The organism is Kitasatospora sp. NPDC059973 (genome assembly GCF_042737525.1).
In the GTDB taxonomy this organism is placed as follows: domain Bacteria; phylum Actinomycetota; class Actinomycetes; order Streptomycetales; family Streptomycetaceae; genus Kitasatospora.
This window is the reverse complement of sequence record NZ_JBHWUI010000025.1, coordinates 1-18,020: the sequence shown is the minus strand read 5'-3', so window position 1 is coordinate 18,020 and position 18,020 is coordinate 1. Positions and strand designations below refer to the sequence as shown.

The 18,020-nt window shown below is 73.5% G+C and carries 17 protein-coding genes and 1 pseudogene; 6 read left to right on the top strand and 12 right to left on the bottom strand.

The genetic code is table 11. The features are described 5' to 3' along the window. Positions 1-255: 255 nt before the first annotated feature. A complete protein-coding gene (locus ACFWA9_RS09745; protein WP_380385032.1) occupies positions 256-975 on the top strand; it encodes a hemerythrin domain-containing protein in 720 nt (239 codons plus the stop codon). Between the two features lie 751 nt (positions 976-1,726). Here ACFWA9_RS09745 and ACFWA9_RS09740 read toward each other — a convergent pair. Further along, positions 1,727-2,320, bottom strand: coding sequence for a DUF6891 domain-containing protein (locus ACFWA9_RS09740; protein WP_352286977.1), 594 nt, complete (start codon positions 2,318-2,320; stop codon positions 1,727-1,729). 63 nt (positions 2,321-2,383) lie between these two features. Between ACFWA9_RS09740 and ACFWA9_RS09735 the strand changes: the two genes are divergently transcribed. Further along, on the top strand, positions 2,384-3,346 hold the full coding sequence (locus ACFWA9_RS09735) for a DUF1152 domain-containing protein (protein WP_380385029.1): 963 nt from the start codon (positions 2,384-2,386) through the stop codon (positions 3,344-3,346). 32 nt (positions 3,347-3,378) lie between these two features. On the opposite strand, the gene ACFWA9_RS09730 is transcribed toward ACFWA9_RS09735, so the two are convergent. Both ACFWA9_RS09730 and ACFWA9_RS09725 read right to left on the bottom strand, forming a co-directional pair. Further along, a complete protein-coding gene (locus tag ACFWA9_RS09730; RefSeq protein ID WP_329487357.1) occupies positions 3,379-3,924 on the bottom strand; it encodes a DUF1707 and FHA domain-containing protein in 546 nt (181 codons plus the stop codon). A gap of 104 nt (positions 3,925-4,028) precedes the next feature. Continuing rightward, entirely contained in the window at positions 4,029-4,580 is a 552-nt protein-coding gene (locus ACFWA9_RS09725; protein ID WP_352286983.1) for a DUF1697 domain-containing protein, read from the bottom strand. Positions 4,581-4,664: 84 nt separating this feature from the next. Between ACFWA9_RS09725 and ACFWA9_RS09720 the strand changes: the two genes are divergently transcribed. Further along, complete coding sequence (locus ACFWA9_RS09720) at positions 4,665-5,135, top strand: pyridoxamine 5'-phosphate oxidase family protein (RefSeq protein ID WP_380385025.1); 471 nt, start codon at positions 4,665-4,667, stop codon at positions 5,133-5,135. A gap of 46 nt (positions 5,136-5,181) precedes the next feature. Here the strand turns inward: ACFWA9_RS09720 and ACFWA9_RS09715 are convergent, their stop codons facing one another. Continuing rightward, positions 5,182-5,538, bottom strand: coding sequence for an ArsC/Spx/MgsR family protein (locus ACFWA9_RS09715; RefSeq protein ID WP_329487354.1), 357 nt, complete (start codon positions 5,536-5,538; stop codon positions 5,182-5,184). A 143-nt stretch (positions 5,539-5,681) separates the two neighbouring features. Between ACFWA9_RS09715 and ACFWA9_RS09710 the strand changes: the two genes are divergently transcribed. Continuing rightward, positions 5,682-6,899 (top strand): cytochrome P450, encoded by a 1,218-nt coding sequence (locus ACFWA9_RS09710; protein ID WP_380385022.1) that lies wholly within the window; start codon positions 5,682-5,684, stop codon positions 6,897-6,899. Between the two features lie 97 nt (positions 6,900-6,996). Here the strand turns inward: ACFWA9_RS09710 and glnA are convergent, their stop codons facing one another. After that, positions 6,997-8,409, bottom strand: a complete 1,413-nt coding sequence (gene glnA / locus ACFWA9_RS09705) for a type I glutamate--ammonia ligase (protein WP_329487352.1) — start codon at positions 8,407-8,409, stop codon at positions 6,997-6,999. Positions 8,410-8,663: 254 nt separating this feature from the next. Between glnA and ACFWA9_RS09700 the strand changes: the two genes are divergently transcribed. After that, a complete protein-coding gene (locus ACFWA9_RS09700) occupies positions 8,664-9,131 on the top strand; it encodes an RDD family protein (protein ID WP_380385019.1) in 468 nt (155 codons plus the stop codon). Positions 9,132-9,222: 91 nt separating this feature from the next. Here the strand turns inward: ACFWA9_RS09700 and ACFWA9_RS09695 are convergent, their stop codons facing one another. The 7 genes from ACFWA9_RS09695 to ACFWA9_RS09665 form a co-directional block, all read right to left on the bottom strand. Continuing rightward, the gene (locus tag ACFWA9_RS09695) at positions 9,223-9,912 is read right to left on the bottom strand and encodes a DUF4191 domain-containing protein (protein ID WP_329487350.1); all 690 of its coding nucleotides are present in this window, start codon (positions 9,910-9,912) and stop codon (positions 9,223-9,225) included. Positions 9,913-10,039: 127 nt separating this feature from the next. Continuing rightward, positions 10,040-10,225, bottom strand: coding sequence for a hypothetical protein (locus ACFWA9_RS09690; RefSeq protein WP_380385016.1), 186 nt, complete (start codon positions 10,223-10,225; stop codon positions 10,040-10,042). Positions 10,226-10,558: 333 nt separating this feature from the next. Then, complete coding sequence (locus tag ACFWA9_RS09685) at positions 10,559-11,515, bottom strand: lipoyl synthase (RefSeq protein WP_380385013.1); 957 nt, start codon at positions 11,513-11,515, stop codon at positions 10,559-10,561. Between the two features lie 150 nt (positions 11,516-11,665). Continuing rightward, on the bottom strand, positions 11,666-12,463 hold the full coding sequence (gene lipB / locus ACFWA9_RS09680) for a lipoyl(octanoyl) transferase LipB (RefSeq protein WP_352286991.1): 798 nt from the start codon (positions 12,461-12,463) through the stop codon (positions 11,666-11,668). Positions 12,464-12,645: 182 nt separating this feature from the next. Then, on the bottom strand, positions 12,646-14,592 hold the full coding sequence (locus ACFWA9_RS09675) for a helix-turn-helix domain-containing protein (protein ID WP_380385010.1): 1,947 nt from the start codon (positions 14,590-14,592) through the stop codon (positions 12,646-12,648). 135 nt (positions 14,593-14,727) lie between these two features. Continuing rightward, positions 14,728-16,140, bottom strand: coding sequence for an MFS transporter (locus ACFWA9_RS09670; protein WP_380385007.1), 1,413 nt, complete (start codon positions 16,138-16,140; stop codon positions 14,728-14,730). Positions 16,141-16,181: 41 nt separating this feature from the next. Next, entirely contained in the window at positions 16,182-16,943 is a 762-nt protein-coding gene (locus ACFWA9_RS09665) for a 3-hydroxybutyrate dehydrogenase (RefSeq protein WP_352286999.1), read from the bottom strand. Between the two features lie 309 nt (positions 16,944-17,252). Here ACFWA9_RS09665 and ACFWA9_RS09660 point away from each other — a divergent pair. Beyond that, a pseudogene (locus ACFWA9_RS09660) lies at positions 17,253-18,020 on the top strand (hypothetical protein); the annotation flags it as partial.

Below are 18,020 nucleotides of genomic sequence, written 5' to 3'. Positions count from 1 at the left end.
TCTTCGTCCTCGTCGGCGCGCCCGTCGCCGACGGCTGCCGCCAAGTCCGCGGCAGGCCGCTGACCTGCGCGTCAATCGGACATTGATTCGCCTCTGATCGACTACGGCCACTGTGGTGGGACCGCATTCCGCCAGTGCTGCCAGCCACGGGACCGGTCCGGGAGGACCGGTCGTGCCATGCCGTGCAAGCCCGCCGTGCCAAGTCGTGAAGAGAGTGCCATGCCGAGCCGTCTGCTGTCCCTAGCGTCCCCCTCCGTGCCCGCCCAGGCGGGCTCCCAGCGTCAGCGGGCCGCCGACGAGGAGCCGCAAGCCATCCGGTTCGCCGGGCTGCGGCTGGTGCACAACGCCCTCCGTCGCGACCTCGCCCGACTGCCCAACGCCCTGCGGCTGCTCCAGCCCGGCGAGGACGAGAAGGGCGAGGCGCTCCTGCGGCACTGGACCTTCGTCACCGCGATGCTGACCTGCCACCACGAGCAGCAGGACATCCGGGTCTGGCCGTTGGTCCGCCGCTTCGCGCCCGAGCTGCGCCTGCTGCTCAACTGGCTGGAGAGCGACCACCACAACCTGGACCACTCCTTCACCCGGGTCACCACCCTGGTCCGGATCGCCAGCCGGGACGCGGGCAGCACCTGGCCGGTCGCCTACGCCATGGACGACCTGGCGGCCCGGCTGGAGACCCACCTGCGGATCGAGGAGCGCCAGCTGCTGCCGCGGATGGAGCGGGTCTTCGCGCGGTCCTCGCGGGTGGGAAGCCTGCCGGAGCTGCTGGACCTGCTGCGCTCCGCCGACGGACCCGGTACCGCCGACGCGCTCGCCTGGCTGCTGGACGGCGTCGAGCCGGCGGTGGTCGAGTCCCTGCTGGCCCAGTGCGACGACGATGTGGCGCGCAACTGGCCGCACTGGCAAGCGACCTACCAGCGCTGCACCGGCCTGCTCTGGGGTCCGGCGGAGGCCCTGGACGGCTCCGCCGAGTGAGCGGCGGGGCTTACGCGGGCCCTCGATCTACGCGCGTGGCATATGCCGCGCGCCTATGCAGCGACGGTGTGCGATGATCGGCGGCGGGTCCGCGTCGGGCGCGCTGGGAGTCTCAACTCCCCTTGGCCCCTAAGGGATTGACCCCGGTGCCGTAGGGGGCGGGATGGTCCGGACAGTCCGGGGGCGGCCGGGGGGAGAGTACCGCCGCGGGCCGATGGCGGGGCCCGGGCCGCCGCCTACCGTCGGAGCCATGACCACGGCGACCACCACCGCGCGCCCCGCGCGCCGGCCCGTACCGGTCCGCCCGACCCTGTTCGCGGCGGCCGCCGTGCTGCTGCTCGGTGCCGGGCTGACCGCCTGCGAGGGCGGCGCCGCGCTCTGCACCAGCGACAACAGCTGCGACGTCGTCGTCCGCACCGAGGGCGGCGACTCCACCCGCACCGTCGAGGTCTTCGGCGGCGACCGGACCGTCGAACTGACGGTCAGTCACATCACGGACAGCGCGGCCGAGGTGAGACTCGGGGGCGACACCAGGACCGTCACCGAGGGCGCCGAGCCGCCGTCGGCACGGCCAAGATCACCCTGCGCAACGCCAACGCCAACGCCCACGACCACTACGCCGAACTCCACGTCAGCCGCTGACCGTTGCCGCGGTCGAACGTCGCCGCCACGCGCCGGGTGCCGCAGTCGCCCGTCGCCGCCATCGGCCGGGCGCCGCCGCCGGCCGGTACCGGGCCGCGGCCGTGGCCCGCTACTCGGGCAGGCGGTTGAGCCAGGTCAGCGGAGTCACCCAGATCGCCTTCTCCGGCGAGCCGTCCCACTCCACCGGCAGTCCGGCCGCCTCCAGCGCCGCGACCACCGCGCGGCCGATCTCCACCGTCCTGAGCTCCGCCGACTCGGCACTCCCGCCGTCGGCCCGGAACCCGCCGTAGCGCAGCATCAGTCCACGCCCGGCGGCCGCCCCCTCGGTGTCCTGCTGATGGAAGAAGACGAAGCCGCGCGAATCCTCGTCCGCCTCGCCGCCGATCTCCGCGTAGCCGCAGTTGGCACAGCAGGTGAAGTCCATCGCCGCGACGATGCCCTGCTCCTCCAGCGCGTCGAAGGCCTCCTCCAGCCGGTCCACGTCCGTGGTCTCCGGCCACGAAGCCTGCTCGGCCAGCCGCTCCTGCCAGAGCGGGGCGACGATCTCCTCGGCGTCCTCCGGCTCCAGTCCCTGGTCCTCGAACTCGTCGACCAGGGACTCGGCTATCTCGTCCGGCTCCTGGAACCCGCAGCGGATCAACTCGCGGGCACGCTCCTCCGCCTCGCGCCGTACCTCGAAGCTGAGCTCGGTCTCCTGGTTCATGCCCGCATCCTCGCACCGACCACCGACAGTCCCGCCGGCCGCCCCCGGTGCTACCGTCCCCCGGTGCCCTCCCTTCTCGAACCGCCTCTGATCACCCGTCTGCTGGCGGCCGACCGCATCCTGATCGCCGGCGCCGGCGGTGGATTCGACGTGTACGCGGGCCTGCCGCTGGCACTCGCGCTGCGCGCGGCCGGCAAGGAGGTGCACCTGGCCAACCTCTCCTTCAGCCACCTCCACGGCCTCCCCGCCGAGGTCTGGCTGGAGCCCGACGTCGCCCGGATCCGCCCCGACACCGCGGCCCCCGACGGCTACTTCCCCGAACGGACGCTGGCCCGCTGGCTGCACCGGCAGGGCATGCCCGACACGGTGTGGGCGTTCCCGAAGGTCGGGGTGCGGCCGCTGCGCGACGCCTACCGGGCGCTCACCGCCCATCTCGGCGTCGACGCCGTGCTGTTGGTCGACGGCGGCACCGACATCCTGATGCGCGGCGACGAGGCCGGCCTGGGCACGCCGGAGGAGGACATGGCCAGCCTCGGCGCGGTCGCCGGGCTGACGGAGGTCCCCGAACGCCTGGTCGCCTGCCTGGGCTTCGGCATCGACGCCTTCCACGGCGTCAACCACGCGCTGGTGCTGGAGAACCTCGCCGCGCTGGAGCGGGCCGGCGGCTACCTCGGGGCTTTCTCGATCCCGCGCGACAGCCGGGAGGGCGCGCTCTACCTGGACGCCGTCGAGTACGCGAGGGCCGCGTTCCCCGAGTACCCGAGCATCGTCAACGGTTCGGTGGCGGCCGCCCTGCGCGGCGAGTTCGGCGACGTCCGGTTCACCGACCGCACCAAGGGCAGCCCGCTCTTCGTCAATCCCCTGATGACGCTGTACTTCGGCGTCACCGTCGAGGCCCTGGCCGCCGAGCACCGCTACCTGCACCTGATCGAGCGGACCGTGCTGACCCGCCAGATCAGCAGCGTGATCGAGGAGTTCCGCGACACCCTGCCGGTTCGGCGCCCGCCCCGGCAGTTCCCGCACTGACGGCGGCGGGTGCGCCGGGCCCCGGCGCCCGTTCAGCCCGAGGCGAGCCGGAACTCCAGGTTCCCGAACCGGACCTGGTCGCCCGGGCGGACGCGGACGCCGCCCGCGACCCGCAGCCCGTTCACGTGCGTGCCGTTGGTCGAGCCGAGGTCGTACAGCACCCAGTCCTCGCCCTCCCGCCGCAGTTCGGCGTGGTGGCGCGACACCGAGGCGTCGTGCAGCCGCAGCCCCGAGCCCGGCACCCGGCCGATCGTCAGCTGCCGTGCGGCGGGGTGCGGCAGGCTCAGTCCGGGCAGCCGCTCGATCCGCCAGGCCCCGCGCAACCGCACGCCGAAGGCCGAGAGCTGACCCACCGTCCGCAGGACGAACCGGCCGAAAGGATTGCCGGTCGGCAGGTCGGCCATCGCCCGGTCGAGTTCGGCCCGACTGCCGGCGTGCAGGACGAGTTCCATCCGGCCGAGGAAGGTGTCGTGGGACAGCCGGCCGCTGCCCGCGCCCTCCCGCAGCACCCCGAGCGCCTGGTCGCGCTCGGCCTCGGACGGCCGGACCACGTGCGTCCGGATCTCAGGAGACGTCATGGCCCGATTGTCGGGTCACCCGCCCGTGCCTGTCCAGATTGCCGGGCGCGCCGGACGGCCCGGCGGCCGCCGGCCCGTCCACCCGGCCGGCCGCCGGCCCGGGGTCAGGCCTTCCTGGCGGCGGCCAGGATCTTGACGGTGGTGTGCAGGAAGCGGGCCGTGGCCGAGCCCCGGTAGGACGCGCCGAAGAGCTTGCTGCCGGCCCGCCACTTGCCGTCCCGCAGGTGGATCACCACGTACGCGGCGCCGGCGTCGGCGCCGATCACCTCGTAGTCGCCCTTGGGCGAGGTGTAGGGCACCGGGAAGTCCGCCGGCAGCGGCTCGGAGAGGAAGTTGACCACCAGACGGATCTCCGGGGTGGCCTCGATGCCCGCGAACGGCTCGGCGTCGAGCAGCGCCGCCACCTCGTCCACGGTGCGCAGCATCGTCGGGACGGGGTAGCCGAGCGCCTCGGCCAGGTGCTCCTCGATGCGCCGGGTGAGCGCGGCCCGGTCCGGCTCCGCGGTGCGGAAGAAGACGTTGCCGCTCTGGATGTACGACCGCACGTCGTCGAGGCCCAGCTCGGCGAAGAGGGCGCGCAGCCGCTCCATCTTCACCGTCCGGCCACCGACGTTGAGGGCCCGCAGGAACGCGATGTACGTGGTCGTGGTGGTCACCCGTCCAGTCTGGCACCGGGCACCGACAGCGCCTTCGACAGCGCCTCCCGGGCACGGCCGGTGCCCGGTGCCAGACTGGAGGCCATGGCTACCTGGCAGGATTTCGAGCACGAGGCACCGGAGCTGGCCCTCGCCGTGCGGGCCCGTTTCGAGGCGAACAGGCACCACGTCCTGGCGACGCTGCGCGCGGACGGCTCGCCCCGGGTGAGCGGCATCGAGGTGGACTTCCTCGGCGCGGACCTGACGCTCGGGTCGATGCGGGACGCGCGGAAGGCGCGCGACCTCCAGCGCGATCCCCGCTTCGCGCTGCACAGCACCCCGAGCGACGAGACCCTGGCGGGCGGTGACTCCAAGCTCTCCGGCCGGGCCGTCGAGATCACCGACGAGACCGAGCTGGCCGCCTACGCGGCCGACCTGCCGGAGCCGCCGCCCGGCCCGTTCCAGGCCTTCCGGCTGGAGCTGGAGCAGGCGGTGCACACCACCGTGGGCGACGACCACCTGTGGATCACGTCCTGGCGGCCGGGAGAGCCGGTGCGGCGGATCCAGCGGCACTGACCGGTGCCGGCCGCCCGGTCGCGGCGGCACCGTCCGCTCGCGGGCCCTACGGCAGGACCGACTTGAGGACCTCCGGCGTGCGGGCCACGACGGCGTGGCCGTCCTCCGCGGTGATGATCGGGCGCTGGATCAGGATCGGGTGCTCGGCCATCGCCGCGATCCAGCGCGCCCGGTCCTCCGGCTCCCTGGTCCAGCGCTTCATGCCCAGGTCCTGGGCGGCCTGCTCGTCGAGCCGGGTGATGTCCCACGGCTCCAGCGACAGCCGCTCCAGGACCTGCTCCAGCTCCGCGGCGGTCGGCGGGTCCTCCAGGTAGCGCCGCACGGTGTACTTGGCGCCGGCGGCTTCCAGTGCGCCGAGTGCCGTGCGGCACTTCCCGCAGCGGGGGTTGATCCAGATCTCCATGCCGCCAGGGTACCGACTGCCGGTCCCCGGCCGGGTGAACCCGGGCTCCCGGGAACTACCGTGCGTCCACCGGCGGTTTACGAACCGGCAGCGAGGCCCCGGGAACGCGGTCTCGGCAGCGGACCGCGGGAGGGGAGCACCGGGTGGACGGCGCGTCGATCATCGAGCGGCTGACGGCCGACAGGGGCATGGCGGACCCGTACCCGCTGTACGCGCGGCTGCACGAGCTGGGCCCCGCCGTGCCCGCCGGGCCCGGCACGGTCCTGGTGGCCGGCCACGCCGCGGCCAACCGGGTGCTGCGCGACCCCGGCTTCGGGCTGGAGGACATCGAGCTGCTGGCGCAGGCGAACGCCGAGGTGGCCCGGCACTCGTCGGTGACCCTGCTCGGCCGCTCGATCCTGCAGCGCAACGCGCCCGACCACGCCCGGGTCCGCTCGCTGATCGCCTCGGCCTTCAACGCCCGCCGGGTGGCGGCGCTGCGGCCGGCCGTCGAGGCCGCGGTCGGCCGGCTGCTGGACGCGATGGCGGAGCAGGGCGCGGACGGCTCGCCGGTCGACTTCATGGACGCCTTCGCGTTCCGGCTGCCGGTCGAGGTCATCTGCGAACTCCTCGGCGTCCCGGAGCGGGACCGCTACCGGTTCCGCGCCCTCGCGGGAGACCTGACCGTCGCCCTGGAGCTGGTCCAGGACCTCGCCGAGCTGGCTGTCGCCGACGCGGCCGCCGACGAGCTGTCCGGCTACTTCACCGCGCTCGCCGCCGAGCGCCTGGCCCGTCCGCGGGACGACCTGGTCAGCGACCTCGCCCGGATCGCCGTCGAGGCCCCGGAGCGGATCTCCGGCCGCGAGCTGCTGGCCAACCTGGTGCTGCTGCTGGTGGCCGGCTTCGAGACCACCACCAACCTGCTCGGCAACGGGCTCTCGCTGCTCTTCCGGCACCCGCGCGCGATGGCGGGGCTGCGCACCGGCGCGCTCGCCCCGGCGCGGTTCACCGACGAGGTGCTGCGCCACGACTCGCCGGTCCAGCTCACCACCCGGATCGCGCTGGCCGCCGGGCTCGACGTGGCCGGCGTGCCGACGCCGCCCGGCACGGTGGTGCTGGTCCTGCTGGCCGCCGCCAACCACGACCCGGCCCGCTACCACCGCCCGGAACTCTTCGACCCCACCCGGACGGACAGCCAGCCGCTCAGCTTCGGCGGCGGCGCGCACTTCTGCCTCGGCTCCCAGCTGGCCCGGCTGGAGGCCGAGCTCGCCGTGCCGGCGCTCCTGGACCGCTTCCAGCGACTCGCCCCCGGAGGCGTCCCCACCCGCCGCGACCGCCTCGTCCTCCGCGGCTTCGACACCCTCCCCGTCACCATCCGCTGACCCCGCCGAGCCCGGAACGCACCGTGCCCTGGGAGTCAGCGAAACGCTGACTCCCAGGGCACGCTGCGAGGCCGAACCGCCGTGCGGCGAGGGCCTTCTAGAGGTCGTAGTACAGCTCGAACTCGTGGGGGTGGGGGCGGAGGGCGATCGGGGCGATCTCGTTGGTGCGCTTGAAGTCGATCCAGGTCTCGATCAGGTCGGGCGTGAAGACGTTGCCCGCGAGCAGGTACTCGTGGTCGGCCTCCAGGGCCTCCAGGACGGCCGGGAGCGAGGACGGCACCTGCGGCACGTTGGCGTGCTCCTCGGGGGCCAGCTCGTACAGGTCCTTGTCGACCGGCTGCAGCGGCTCGATCTTGTTCTTGATGCCGTCGAGGCCGGCCATCAGCATCGCGGCGAACGCGAGGTAGGGGTTGGACGACGGGTCCGGCGCGCGGAACTCGATGCGCTTGGCCTTGGCGTTGGAGCCGGTGATCGGGATCCGGATCGCCGCCGAGCGGTTGCGCTGCGAGTAGACCAGGTTGACCGGGGCCTCGAAGCCGGGCACCAGCCGGTGGTAGGAGTTCACCGACGGGTTGGTGAAGGCGAGCAGCGAGGGGGCGTGCTTCAGCAGGCCGCCGATGTAGTAGCGGGCGGTGTCGGACAGGCCGGCGTAGCCCTGCTCGTCGTAGAAGAGCGGCGAGCCCTCCGTCCACAGCGACTGGTGGACGTGCATGCCCGAGCCGTTGTCGCCGAAGATCGGCTTCGGCATGAAGGTGGCGGTCTTGCCGTTGCGCCACGCGACGTTCTTGATGATGTACTTGAACAGCATCAGGTCGTCGGCGGCGTGCAGCAGCGTGTTGAACTTGTAGTTGATCTCCGCCTGGCCGGCCGTGCCGACCTCGTGGTGCTGGCGCTCGACCTCCAGCCCGGCCGCGGCCAGTTCCAGCGACATCTCGGCGCGCAGGTCGGCGAAGTGGTCGACGGGCGGGATCGGGAAGTAGCCGCCCTTGTACTTGACCTTGTAGCCGCGCACGTCGCCCTCGGCGGAGCCGCTGTTCCAGGCGCCGGCCTCGGAGTCGATGTGGTAGTACGACGCGTTGGCGCTGGTGTCGAAGCGCACCGAGTCGAAGACGTAGAACTCGGCCTCGGGGCCGAAGAACGCGGTGTCGGCGATGCCGGAGGAGGCGAGGTACGCCTCGGCCTTCTTCGCGACGTTGCGCGGGTCACGGCTGTACGCCTCGCCGGTGACCGGGTCCTGGATGAAGAAGTTGATGTTGAGGTGCTTGTCCCTGCGGAAGGGGTCGAGGCGGGCCGTGGCCAGGTCCGGGACGAGTGCCATGTCGGACTCGTGGATGGCCTGGAAGCCGCGGATCGACGAGCCGTCGAACATCAGGGTCTCGGACGGGTCGAAGGTCGCCGCGGGCACGGAGAAGTGCTGCATGACGCCCGGGAGATCGCAGAACCGGACGTCGATGAACTTCACATCGTTGTCCTGAATGAACTGCTTCACTTCGGCGGCGTTGTTGAACATCCATCCTCCTCGGCGTGCGAATGGGGCTCACCCTAGGAACAGGCCGTTTCCGACCGGTGACCCGCTCGTTTCCTGAATGTTAACCGCCGCCCCCGGGCGGGCGGCAAAGTCGTACGCTCCGGGGCAAAACGCTTCGGCGGCCCGGTTCGCGCTCCACGAGTGGTCTGGACCACTTGGGAAGCTCCGGGAGACGCGATTCACCCTCCGGGGGAGCCGGTGCCGAGCCGCGCCGTCCGCCCGGTTAGTGTGGATTCGTGGACACCAGAGAAGCGTTGGGATCGTGGATCGACGGCCCGAAGGCGGCCGCCGAGAAGATGGGTGCCGACTTCGGCCACCGCGGTGAGCGCCTCGGACTGCCCAAGGAGGGCACCGGCTCGATCGGCGGCCCGGGCCGGCGCCTGGGCGCGCTGTTCGTCGACGGCTGGCTGGTCGCCCTGGTCGCCTACGGGCTGCTGGGCAAGGGCTCGCCGGCCTCGGCGAACCTGTGGACCACCCCGCTGTTCTTCGCCGTCACCGTGCTGCTGCTCGCCACCACGGGCACGACCGTCGGCAAGCGGCTGTTCGGCCTGCGGGTGGTCCGCCTGGACGGCCGCCGCGCGACCATCCCGCAGGTGCTGCTGCGCACCCTGCTGCTCTGCCTGGTGGTGCCGGCCCTGGTGTGGGACCGCGACACCCGCGGCCTGCACGACAAGGCGGTCGGCACGGTCGAGGTCCGCATCTAACGGACGCCGCCCCACGGCACCCCCCGGAACGACGAACGGCCCCGCAGCGGAGATTCCGCGGCGGGGCCGTTCGCGTCGATGGGGGAGGGGGTCAGCGGACCTGGCCGCCCTTGGGCATCCGGGCGCCCTTGGGCATCGGGCCCTTGGGGATCGGCGCCTTGGAGAGCAGGTCGCCCAGCGCGCGGAGGCGGTCGTTGGTCTCGGTGACCTGGGCGGGTGTGATCGCGCGGGGCAGTCGCATCAGGTGGACCTGCAGCTTCTTGAGCGGGATCTCGCCCTCGCCGGTGCCCACCACGATGTCGTGCACCGGCACGTCGCCGACGACCCGGGCCATCTTCTTCTTCTCGGACGCCAGCAGCTGGCGGACCCGGTTCGGGTTGCCCTCGCCGATCAGCGCGATGCCGGCCCGGCCCACGGCGCGGTAGACCGCGTCCTGGTTACGGGTGACCGCCACCGGGGTGGAGCTCGCGCTCCAGCCTCGCTTGATGTTGTTCAGCACCGCCGCCACGGCCCCCGGCTGCCCTTCCATCTGCCCGAACGCCGCGCGCTCGGCCCGGCGCCCGAAGACGATCGCCATGGCCAGGAAAGCCACGATGAAGCCCAGGATGCCCAGATAGATCGGGTGGTCGATCGCGAAGCCGATGGCGAGGAACACGCCGAAGGTCAGCAGGCCGACGCCGGCGATGATCAGGCCGATCTTGGTGTCGACCTTCTTGGTCATGGTGTATGCCAGGCGGATCTGCTTCAGTCGCCCGGGGTTCTCGGATGTTTCCCTCGCCATAACGCTCATGGTACGTGCCGTCGGTACGGGATAACCAAGCCCGGGTACCCGTTCGCACCGAACCGTGACCCGGGTGCCCCGGGACGGTCGCGCACAGTGGTCGCGCGGGGGCGGCGCCGGAGGGGCCCTAACGGCGCGCGGACTCCGCCACGGGGCCTCCCGGCGCCGTGGCGCGCTCGCGGTCCGCCGCGTAGCGGCGGTTCTCGCAGACCGCGGCCCAGGCGTTGCGCCGGGCCTGTCGTTGCCCGCCCGCGAGCAGCACGCTCTCGGCCAGCCGCAGCGCGGTGCCCACCGACCGGATGCCGACCTGCATGTCGAACAGCTCCTCTTGTGGCGGATCCTGTCGTGGATCTCGTCACGGATCTCGTGGTGGATCACAGGGTGGATCGTGTGGCGGAAATGATTCGAACGCTTCCATCCTCACCACTCCGTGTTACCAGCCCGTGACCCGTCAGTCAAAGCCCGGTGAACCCGAAGGGGCGGAGCCGTAGCTCCGCCCCTCAGATGGCTCACACCGGACGGCGGCCGGACCGGACCAGACCGGGGCCCCGCGCCGGAACGACCCCGCAGCGGCCTCCGGCCGCAACCGGCCCCGCGGCCGCGACCGGAACACGACGGGCCGCGGCCGGAACACGACCGGACGCGGTCAGACCGCCGCGGTCCGCTCGCGGTGCTCCAGCGCCTGCCGGTACAGCCGCCCGGCGCGGTACGAGGACCGCACCAGCGGGCCGGACATGACCCCGGCGAAGCCGAGCTCCTCGGCCTCCTGCTGCAGCTCGACGAACTCGTGCGGCTTCACCCAGCGCTCGACCGGGTGGTGGCGCAGCGACGGGCGCAGGTACTGGGTGATGGTGATCAGCTCGCAGCCGGCGCCGACCAGGTCGGCCAGCGCCTGGCTGACCTCCTCGCGGGTCTCGCCCATGCCCAGGATCAGGTTGGACTTGGTCACCAGCCCGGCCGCGCGGGCCTGGGTGATGACGTCCAGCGAGCGCTCGTAGCGGAACGCCGGGCGGATCCGCTTGAAGATCCGCGGCACCGTCTCGACGTTGTGCGCCAGCACCTCGGGGCGGGACGAGAAGACCTCGGCCAGCTGCTCCGGGACGGCGTTGAAGTCGGGGATCAGCAGCTCGACGCCGGTGCGGCCGCTCTCGCGGCCGGCGGTCAGCGCGTGCACCTGGCGCACCGTCTCGGTGTACAGCCAGGAGCCGCCGTCCGCCAGGTCGTCGCGGGCGACGCCGGTGATGGTGGCGTAGTTGAGGTCCATGGTCACGATGGACTCGGCGACGCGGCGCGGCTCGTCACGGTCGAAGTCGGCGGGCTTGCCGGTGTCGATCTGGCAGAAGTCGCAGCGGCGGGTGCACTGGTCACCGCCGATGAGAAAGGTCGCCTCGCGGTCCTCCCAGCACTCGAAGATGTTGGGGCAGCCGGCCTCCTGGCAGACCGTGTGCAGCCCCTCCTTCTTCACCAGCGACTGGAGGGCGTTGTACTCCGGCCCCATCTTCGCGCGGGTCTTGATCCACTCGGGCTTCCGCTCGATGGGGGTCTCGCTGTTGCGGACCTCCAGGCGGAGCAGCTTCCTGCCGTCGGGTGCGACAGCGGACACGTGCGACTCCTAGAACTAGACGGGGTACCCCCAGGGTACGCCTGTGCTTGTACGGCCTTCGCCGGGCCCGTGGCCCGCAAACGCAGGGCAACAGTGCTACCGGCCGGTAGATTCCCGGGTGGCGAGGTCGGTCGGCCCCCGGGAGCGGGCTCAGCGGCCGAGTGCCGGTTCCGGCAGTTCGGCGAACACCTCCGCCAGGCGCTTCTCGACCACGGACAGCGCCTCGCCGACTTCGAAGTCGCGGCCCAGCTCACCGGAGAGCGAGGCCACGCCCGCGTCCCGGATGCCGCAGGGCACGATCCGGTCGAACCAGGTCATGTCCGGATTGCAGTTCAGCGCGAAGCCGTGCATCGTCACCCCGCGCGAGACGCGGACGCCGATCGCGGCGAGCTTGCGGTCGTCGCCGCGTTGCCCGGCGTTGGACGGCGCGTACTCGGGGCCGGCCAGCCGCGGGTCGATGCCCAGCGGCAGGCCCATCCGCAGGGTGAGCTTGCCGATGTCCACCACCTGCGCCGGGTCGACCACCGCGTCCGGGATGCTCGCGCCGAGCACCCAGACCCCGCTGCGGCCCTCGATCCGGGTGGTCTCCACGCCGAACTCGCCGCAGGCCCGGATCAGGGCCTCCTCCAGCCGGCGCACGTAGGCGACGACGTCCATCGGCTCGGGGAGCTTCACGATCGGGTAGCCGACCAGCTGGCCGGGGCCGTGCCAGGTGATCTCGCCGCCCCGGTTGACCTCGACCACCGGCGTGCCGTCCAGCGGCAGGTCGGCCGGGTTGGTGCGGCGGCCCATCGTGTACACCGGGGGGTGCTCCAGCAGCAGCACGGTGTCGGGGATCTCGTCCGCGACCCGCAGGGCGTGCAGCCGCTGCTGCTCCTCCCAGGCCTCCTGGTAGGGGACGGCACCGTCGCCGGTGCCCAGGCGCACGAACCGTACGTTCCCGCTCATGCGCCCACCTCGTCGCGCTCTGTGGCCACTGCTGCTCCTTGCCCGGCGTTCGAGACCAACCTCGCCACTGTACGCCCGAGCCCCGGCCGGTCGTTCAGGTGCCCGAATGCGGTGGACGACCGGCCCGAACCGCCCGCAGCGACCCCGGGAGCGCCCCGGGAAGGCCCGGGGAGCACCCCGGCTCAGGCGCCGGCGAGCAGTTGGAGGCGCAGCGCCAGCTGGAGCTCCAGCGCGCGCTCGGGCCGGTTCCAGTCCGGGCCCAGCAGCGCCTCGACCCGGTCCAGCCGCTGCACCACGGTGTTCACGTGCACGTGCAGCTCGTCCTTGGCCCGGGTCAGGCTGCCGCCGCAGTCGAAGTAGGCGCGCAGGGTGCGGACCAGTTCGGTGCCGCGCCGGGCGTCGTACTCCAGCAGCGGGCCGAGCGTCGCGCCGACGAAGCCGTCGACGTCGTGGCCGTCGCCGAGCAGCACGCCGAGGAAGCCCAGGTCGCGGGCCGAGGCGCCGTCCCCGGCCCGGCCGAGCACCCGCAGGGCCCGGACGCAGCGCAGGCCCTCGGCGTACGAGGAGGCCAGCGCGACCGGCCCGGCGGCGGGACGGCCGGCGCCCACGGTGACCGGGAACCCGGCCAGCCGGGCCAGCCGCTCGGCGGCCAGCTCGGCCGCCTGCTGGGCGGACGCCGGGCCCGCCGCACCCGCGGGGCCCGCCGGGGCGTCCTCCGGGAGCAGCAGGACCACGGCCTCGCCGTGCTCCGCGCTGATGCCGCGCGAGCCGAACAGGTAGCGCCCCGCCGCGCCCGCCAGCCGGCCGCGGTCGGTCGCCGCGGTGCCGGGGGCGCCGGCCGGCTCCGCCACCAGCACCAGGTGCGGGCGGCCGAGGTCCACGCCGAGCTGGCGCCCGCGTGCGGTCAGGCCGGCCGGGTCGCGGTCGGGGGCGGTCAGCAGGTCGGCCAGCAGCTCGCCGCGCACCCGGTTCTCGGTCTCGGCCACCGAGCGGCGCAGCAGCAGGAGCAGCGCGGTGACCACGGCGGCCCGTTCGAACAGCCGCCGGTCGGCGTCCTCCAGGCCCGGCCGCCCGCGCAGCACGAGGGTGCCCAGCGGCTCCTGGCCGGCCAGCACGGCGCAGACCCAGTCCTCGCCGTGCCGCACCGACCGGCCCTCGGCCCGGGAGGCGGCGACGGCCCCGGCCAGCCCCTCGGCGGGTCCGGCCCGGCCGGCCAGCGGGTCGCCCTCGGTGTCCAGGACCGCCACCTCGCCGCCCAGCAGGGCGGCGACCTCGGCGGCGACGTCCGGCACCTCGGCGCCGCGCAGCACCAGGTCGGTGAGCCGGTCGTGGCCCTGCTCGGCCCGCTGGACGGCGGCGGCGTGGGCCCGGATCAGTTCATTGGCGCTGTTCAGCCCGGCCAGCGCGGCCCGGGTGTCGGCCAGCGACTTGGCGGTGTCCAGCGCGATCGCGGCGTGCGCGGCCAGCGAGCAGAGCAGCGCGACCTCGTCGGGGGAGAAGGCGCGCGGGGCGCGGTCGGCGGCGAACAGCACCCCGATCACCCGCCCGCCGAGCAGCAGCGGCACTCCGATGATCGCCACCAGGCCCTCGTCCAGCACGCCCGCGTCGATCGTGCCGGTGTGGTGGAACCGCTCGTCGGTCCGGTAGTCGGGGGTGGCGTACGGGCGGGCGGTCTGGGCGACCAGGCCGCCGAGGCCGTCGCCCAGGCTCAGCCGCAGGGTCTGGAAGAGCACCGAGACGGAGCCGTCGGTGACCCGCATGTAGGTGTCGCCGGCGGCCTCGTCCGGGAGGGTCAGATAGGCGGTGTCGGTGCCGAGCAGCAGCCGGGCCCGGCGGACGATCGCCTGGAGCACGGTGTCCAGGTCCCGGGAGGCGGCGAGGTCCCCGGCGGTGTCGAAGAGCGCCGTCAGCTCGGCCTCGCGGCGGCGGTGCTGACGCAGCGTCCGGTGCACCCGCAGCGCCTGCCAGGTGGCGTCGTCGATCGCGCTCAGCACGGCGGCCGGCGCCCCCCGGCGGCGGGCGTCGGCCAGGACCTCGGCGAAGTCCTCGGTGGCGGCCCCGGAGGCCAGGAGGTCGAGCAACCGCCGTAGCGCGGGTGCCGCGCCGGTCTCGGGACGGGGGTCGTTCACGGTACGGCCGCCAATCGGCAGTGGGTCGCTACCCCAGGGACGGAAGCGCGATCGTAGCCGCTCGGCCCGGGGGGCGCGGGTGGCCGGTGCGGGTGGCCGGCGCGCACGGGGGCGTGGGCGCCGGCCACCGGTCCGTCAGGCCCGCGCGGTCCTGGTGCCGGCGGCGCTCTCCGGCGCACCCGCCACCCGGTCCTGCGCACCGGCCTGCGCACCGGCCTCCGGGTCGGCCTCGGTCAGGTCCCGGCCGCGGGTCTCCCGGGCGCAGAGCACCGCGAGGACGGTGATCACCGCCGCGACGGCGACGTACACCGCGATCGGCGTCGAGCTGCCGTAGTCCTTCAGCAGCGCCGTCGCGATCAGCGGGGCCGGGGCGCCGGCCGCCACCGAGGCGAACTGGGCGCCGATGGAGGCGCCCGAGTAGCGCATCCGGGTCGCGAACATCTCGGAGAAGAAGGCCGCCTGCGGCGCGTACATCGCGCTGTGGAAGACCAGCCCGACGGTCACCGCCAGCAGCAGCGAGCCGAACGAGCGGGTGTCCACCAGCCCGAAGAAGACGAACGCCCAGACCCCGACGCCCACCGCGCCCACCAGGTACACCGGCTTGCGCCCGACCCGGTCGGAGAGCGCCCCGAACACCGGGATCAGCGCGAACTGGATCGCCGAGGCGATCAGCACCGCGTTCAGCGCGGTCTGCTTCGGCAGGTGCACCTGGGTCACCGCGTAGGCCAGCACGAAGGTGGTCATCACGTAGTACGAGATGTTCTCCGCCATCCGGGCACCCATCGCCACCAGCACCTCCCGCCAGTGGTGGCGCAGCACCGCCACCAGCGGGGGCTGCTCCACCGCCCGGCCGGCCGCCTTCCGGGCCTCGGCGGCCGCCAGCGCCTGCTGGAACAGCGGCGACTCGTCCACCGCCAGCCGGATCCACATGCCGACCGCCACCAGCAGCGCCGACAGCAGGAACGGCACCCGCCAGCCCCAGGACAGGAAGGTGGCGTCCGACTGCACGGTGGTGAGCAGCGACAGCACGCCCGCCGCCAGCAGGTTGCCCGCGGGGGCGCCGCCCTGCGGCCAGGACGCCCAGAAGCCACGCCTGCGCGCGTCCCCGTGCTCGGAGACCAGCAGGACCGCGCCGCCCCACTCGCCGCCGAGCGCGAAGCCCTGCACCAGCCGCAGCACGGTCAGCAGCACCGGCGCGGCGGCGCCGATCTGGTGGTACGTCGGCAGCAGGCCGATCAGCGTGGTCGAGCCGCCCATCAGCAGCAGGCTCACCACCAGCAGCCGCTTGCGGCCGACCCGGTCGCCGAAGTGCCCGAAGACCAGCGCGCCCAGCGGCCGGGCGGCGAAGCCGATCGCGTAGGTGAGGAAGGCGAGCAGGGTCCCGGTCAGCGGATCGCTCGCCGGGAAGAACACCTTGCCGAACACGAGCGCCGCGGCCGTGCCGTAGAGGAAGTAGTCGTACCACTCGATGGTGGTGCCGATGAGGCTGGCACCGACCACCTTCCAGAGGGGGGAGCCTGGTCTCGCGACGGCGGGGGAACTGGCCATGGGCGGGGTCACCTCGAAGGGGGGAGTGGGGTGCGGGGGCATCAGCGGGCGGTCCAGCCGCCGTCGACGGGGAGGCTGGCGCCGGTGATGTAGGAGGCGTGCGCGGAGCAGAGCCAGAGGGCCAGCTGCGCCACCTCGTCGGGTTCGATCAGCCGCTTGACGGCGGGCCGGTCGAGCATGATCTGCTCCACCACCTCGTCCTCGCGGATGCCGTGCGCGAGCGCCTGGTCGGCGATCTGCCGCTCCACCAGCGGGGTGCGCACGTACCCCGGGTTGACGCAGTTGCTGGTGACGCCGTGGGGCGCGCCCTCCAGCGCGACCGTCTTGCTCAGACCCTCCAGGGCGTGCTTCGCCGTCACGTAGCCCGACTTGAAGGCGCTGGCCCGCAGGCCGTGCACGGAGGAGATGTTGACCACCCGCCCCCAGCCCCGCGCGTACATGTGGGGCAGGGTGCGGCGCAGGATGCGGAACGGGGCCTCGACCATCACCCGCTGGATCAGGGTGAAGCGCTCGATCGGGAACTCGTGGACGGGCGCGACGTGCTGGAGGCCGGCGTTGTTGACCACGATGTCGGCGTCGTCCGGCAGCGCCTCCACCGCCTCCGGGTCGGCGAGGTCGGCGACGTGCGCCACGCCGCCGATCCGCTCGGCGAGCTCCCGGGCCGGGGCGGCCGCGAGGTCGACGACGTAGACCCGGGCGCCGGCCTCCGCGAAGGCTTCGGCGCAGGCCCGGCCGATGCCCGAGGCGGCCCCGGTGACCAGGGCCGTACGGCCGTCGAGCGGGCGGGCTGAAGTGGTGTCCATGGCCGAGAACGGTAGGAAGTCGGCGGCCCGGCTCCCATGTGATGGCGTACCACAGCGGCCGGGCGCCCTGTGGTGGTCACCGCTACGAGGGCCGATCGGCGGTTCGGCCGCCCCGGGCCAAACCCGTGCCGCTCGGGCTTCCCCACAATGGGCGCCGATGCTTCACCCGTTCGGAGGATTGCTCGGTCAGAACCGCCCATAGCGCCCGAATGCTCGCTACATTCACGCCGATTCCCGACAGGGGGCGCCGCCACAGGCAGCCGAAGTGCTGGTGGAGCCGGTACGGCGTCCGAGAGGTGTTGACTGACTATGCCCCAACGGCCTGCAACCGACAGCCCGGCGTACGGACCGCTCGACCCGCTCGACCAGCACCGAGGTCCGGTCGGCCGGGCCCTTCCGGACGCCCCCGAGGCCCCGGCCGCCGACGATATGCGGCTGCCCGCGCAGGTCACGACCGCACGGCACCGGAGCGCCCCGGCGCCCGCGGACGCGCCCGTCGCACCCGCGCCCGCCCCGCCACCGGCCGCGGTGAGCACCGGTCCGGCTCCGCAGAACGGCCAGCTGGCCGCCCTGATCGAGGAGGCCGGCTTCTCGCACGCCGGCCTGGCCCGCCGGGTCGACCAGCTCGGCCTGGAGCACGGCCTGGACCTGCGGTACGACAAGACCTCGGTCACCCGCTGGCTCCGCGGCCAGCAGCCGCGCGGGGCCACCCCGGCGCTGATCGCCGAGGTGTTCACCCGCCGGCTCGGCCGCCGGCTCACCGCCCAGGACCTCGGCCTGGACGCCTGCGCCCCGGTCTACGCCGGCCTGGAGTTCGCCGAGACGCCGCAGGAGGCGGTGGACATCGTGGCGAGCATGTGGCGCAAGGACAACGGCCCGCAGTCCGAGCTGCGCCGGATCGCCTTCACCCCGGCCGGCCTGGTCGTCCCCAGCCGGGACTGGCTGATCGGCCGCACCGACGAGCGGGTCGCCAGGGACGGCTCCACGCTGCCCCGGCCGGACACCGCCGCCGGCCCGGCGCCCGGCGGGCCGTCCGCACCCCAGGCGCGCGCCGCGGCGCCCGGAGCGTCCCCCGCC

Bases quoted from the DNA above. Each gene is read 5' to 3' on its own strand.
- ACFWA9_RS09740 (WP_352286977.1), bottom strand. From the start codon at position 2,320: ATGAACCAGGAGACCGAGCTCAGCTTCGAGGTACGGCGCGAGGCGGAG.
- ACFWA9_RS09690 (WP_380385016.1), bottom strand. From the start codon at position 10,225: ATGCAGGTCGGCATCCGGTCGGTGGGCACCGCGCTGCGGCTGGCCGAG.
- ACFWA9_RS09670 (WP_380385007.1), bottom strand. From the start codon at position 16,140: ATGGCCAGTTCCCCCGCCGTCGCGAGACCAGGCTCCCCCCTCTGGAAG.
- ACFWA9_RS09665 (WP_352286999.1), bottom strand. From the start codon at position 16,943: ATGGACACCACTTCAGCCCGCCCGCTCGACGGCCGTACGGCCCTGGTC.
- ACFWA9_RS09720 (WP_380385025.1), top strand. From the start codon at position 4,665: ATGGCTACCTGGCAGGATTTCGAGCACGAGGCACCGGAGCTGGCCCTC.
- lipB (WP_352286991.1), bottom strand. From the start codon at position 12,463: ATGAGCGGGAACGTACGGTTCGTGCGCCTGGGCACCGGCGACGGTGCC.
- glnA (WP_329487352.1), bottom strand. From the start codon at position 8,409: ATGTTCAACAACGCCGCCGAAGTGAAGCAGTTCATTCAGGACAACGAT.
- ACFWA9_RS09715 (WP_329487354.1), bottom strand. From the start codon at position 5,538: ATGGAGATCTGGATCAACCCCCGCTGCGGGAAGTGCCGCACGGCACTC.
- ACFWA9_RS09695 (WP_329487350.1), bottom strand. From the start codon at position 9,912: ATGGCGAGGGAAACATCCGAGAACCCCGGGCGACTGAAGCAGATCCGC.
- ACFWA9_RS09730 (WP_329487357.1), bottom strand. From the start codon at position 3,924: ATGACGTCTCCTGAGATCCGGACGCACGTGGTCCGGCCGTCCGAGGCC.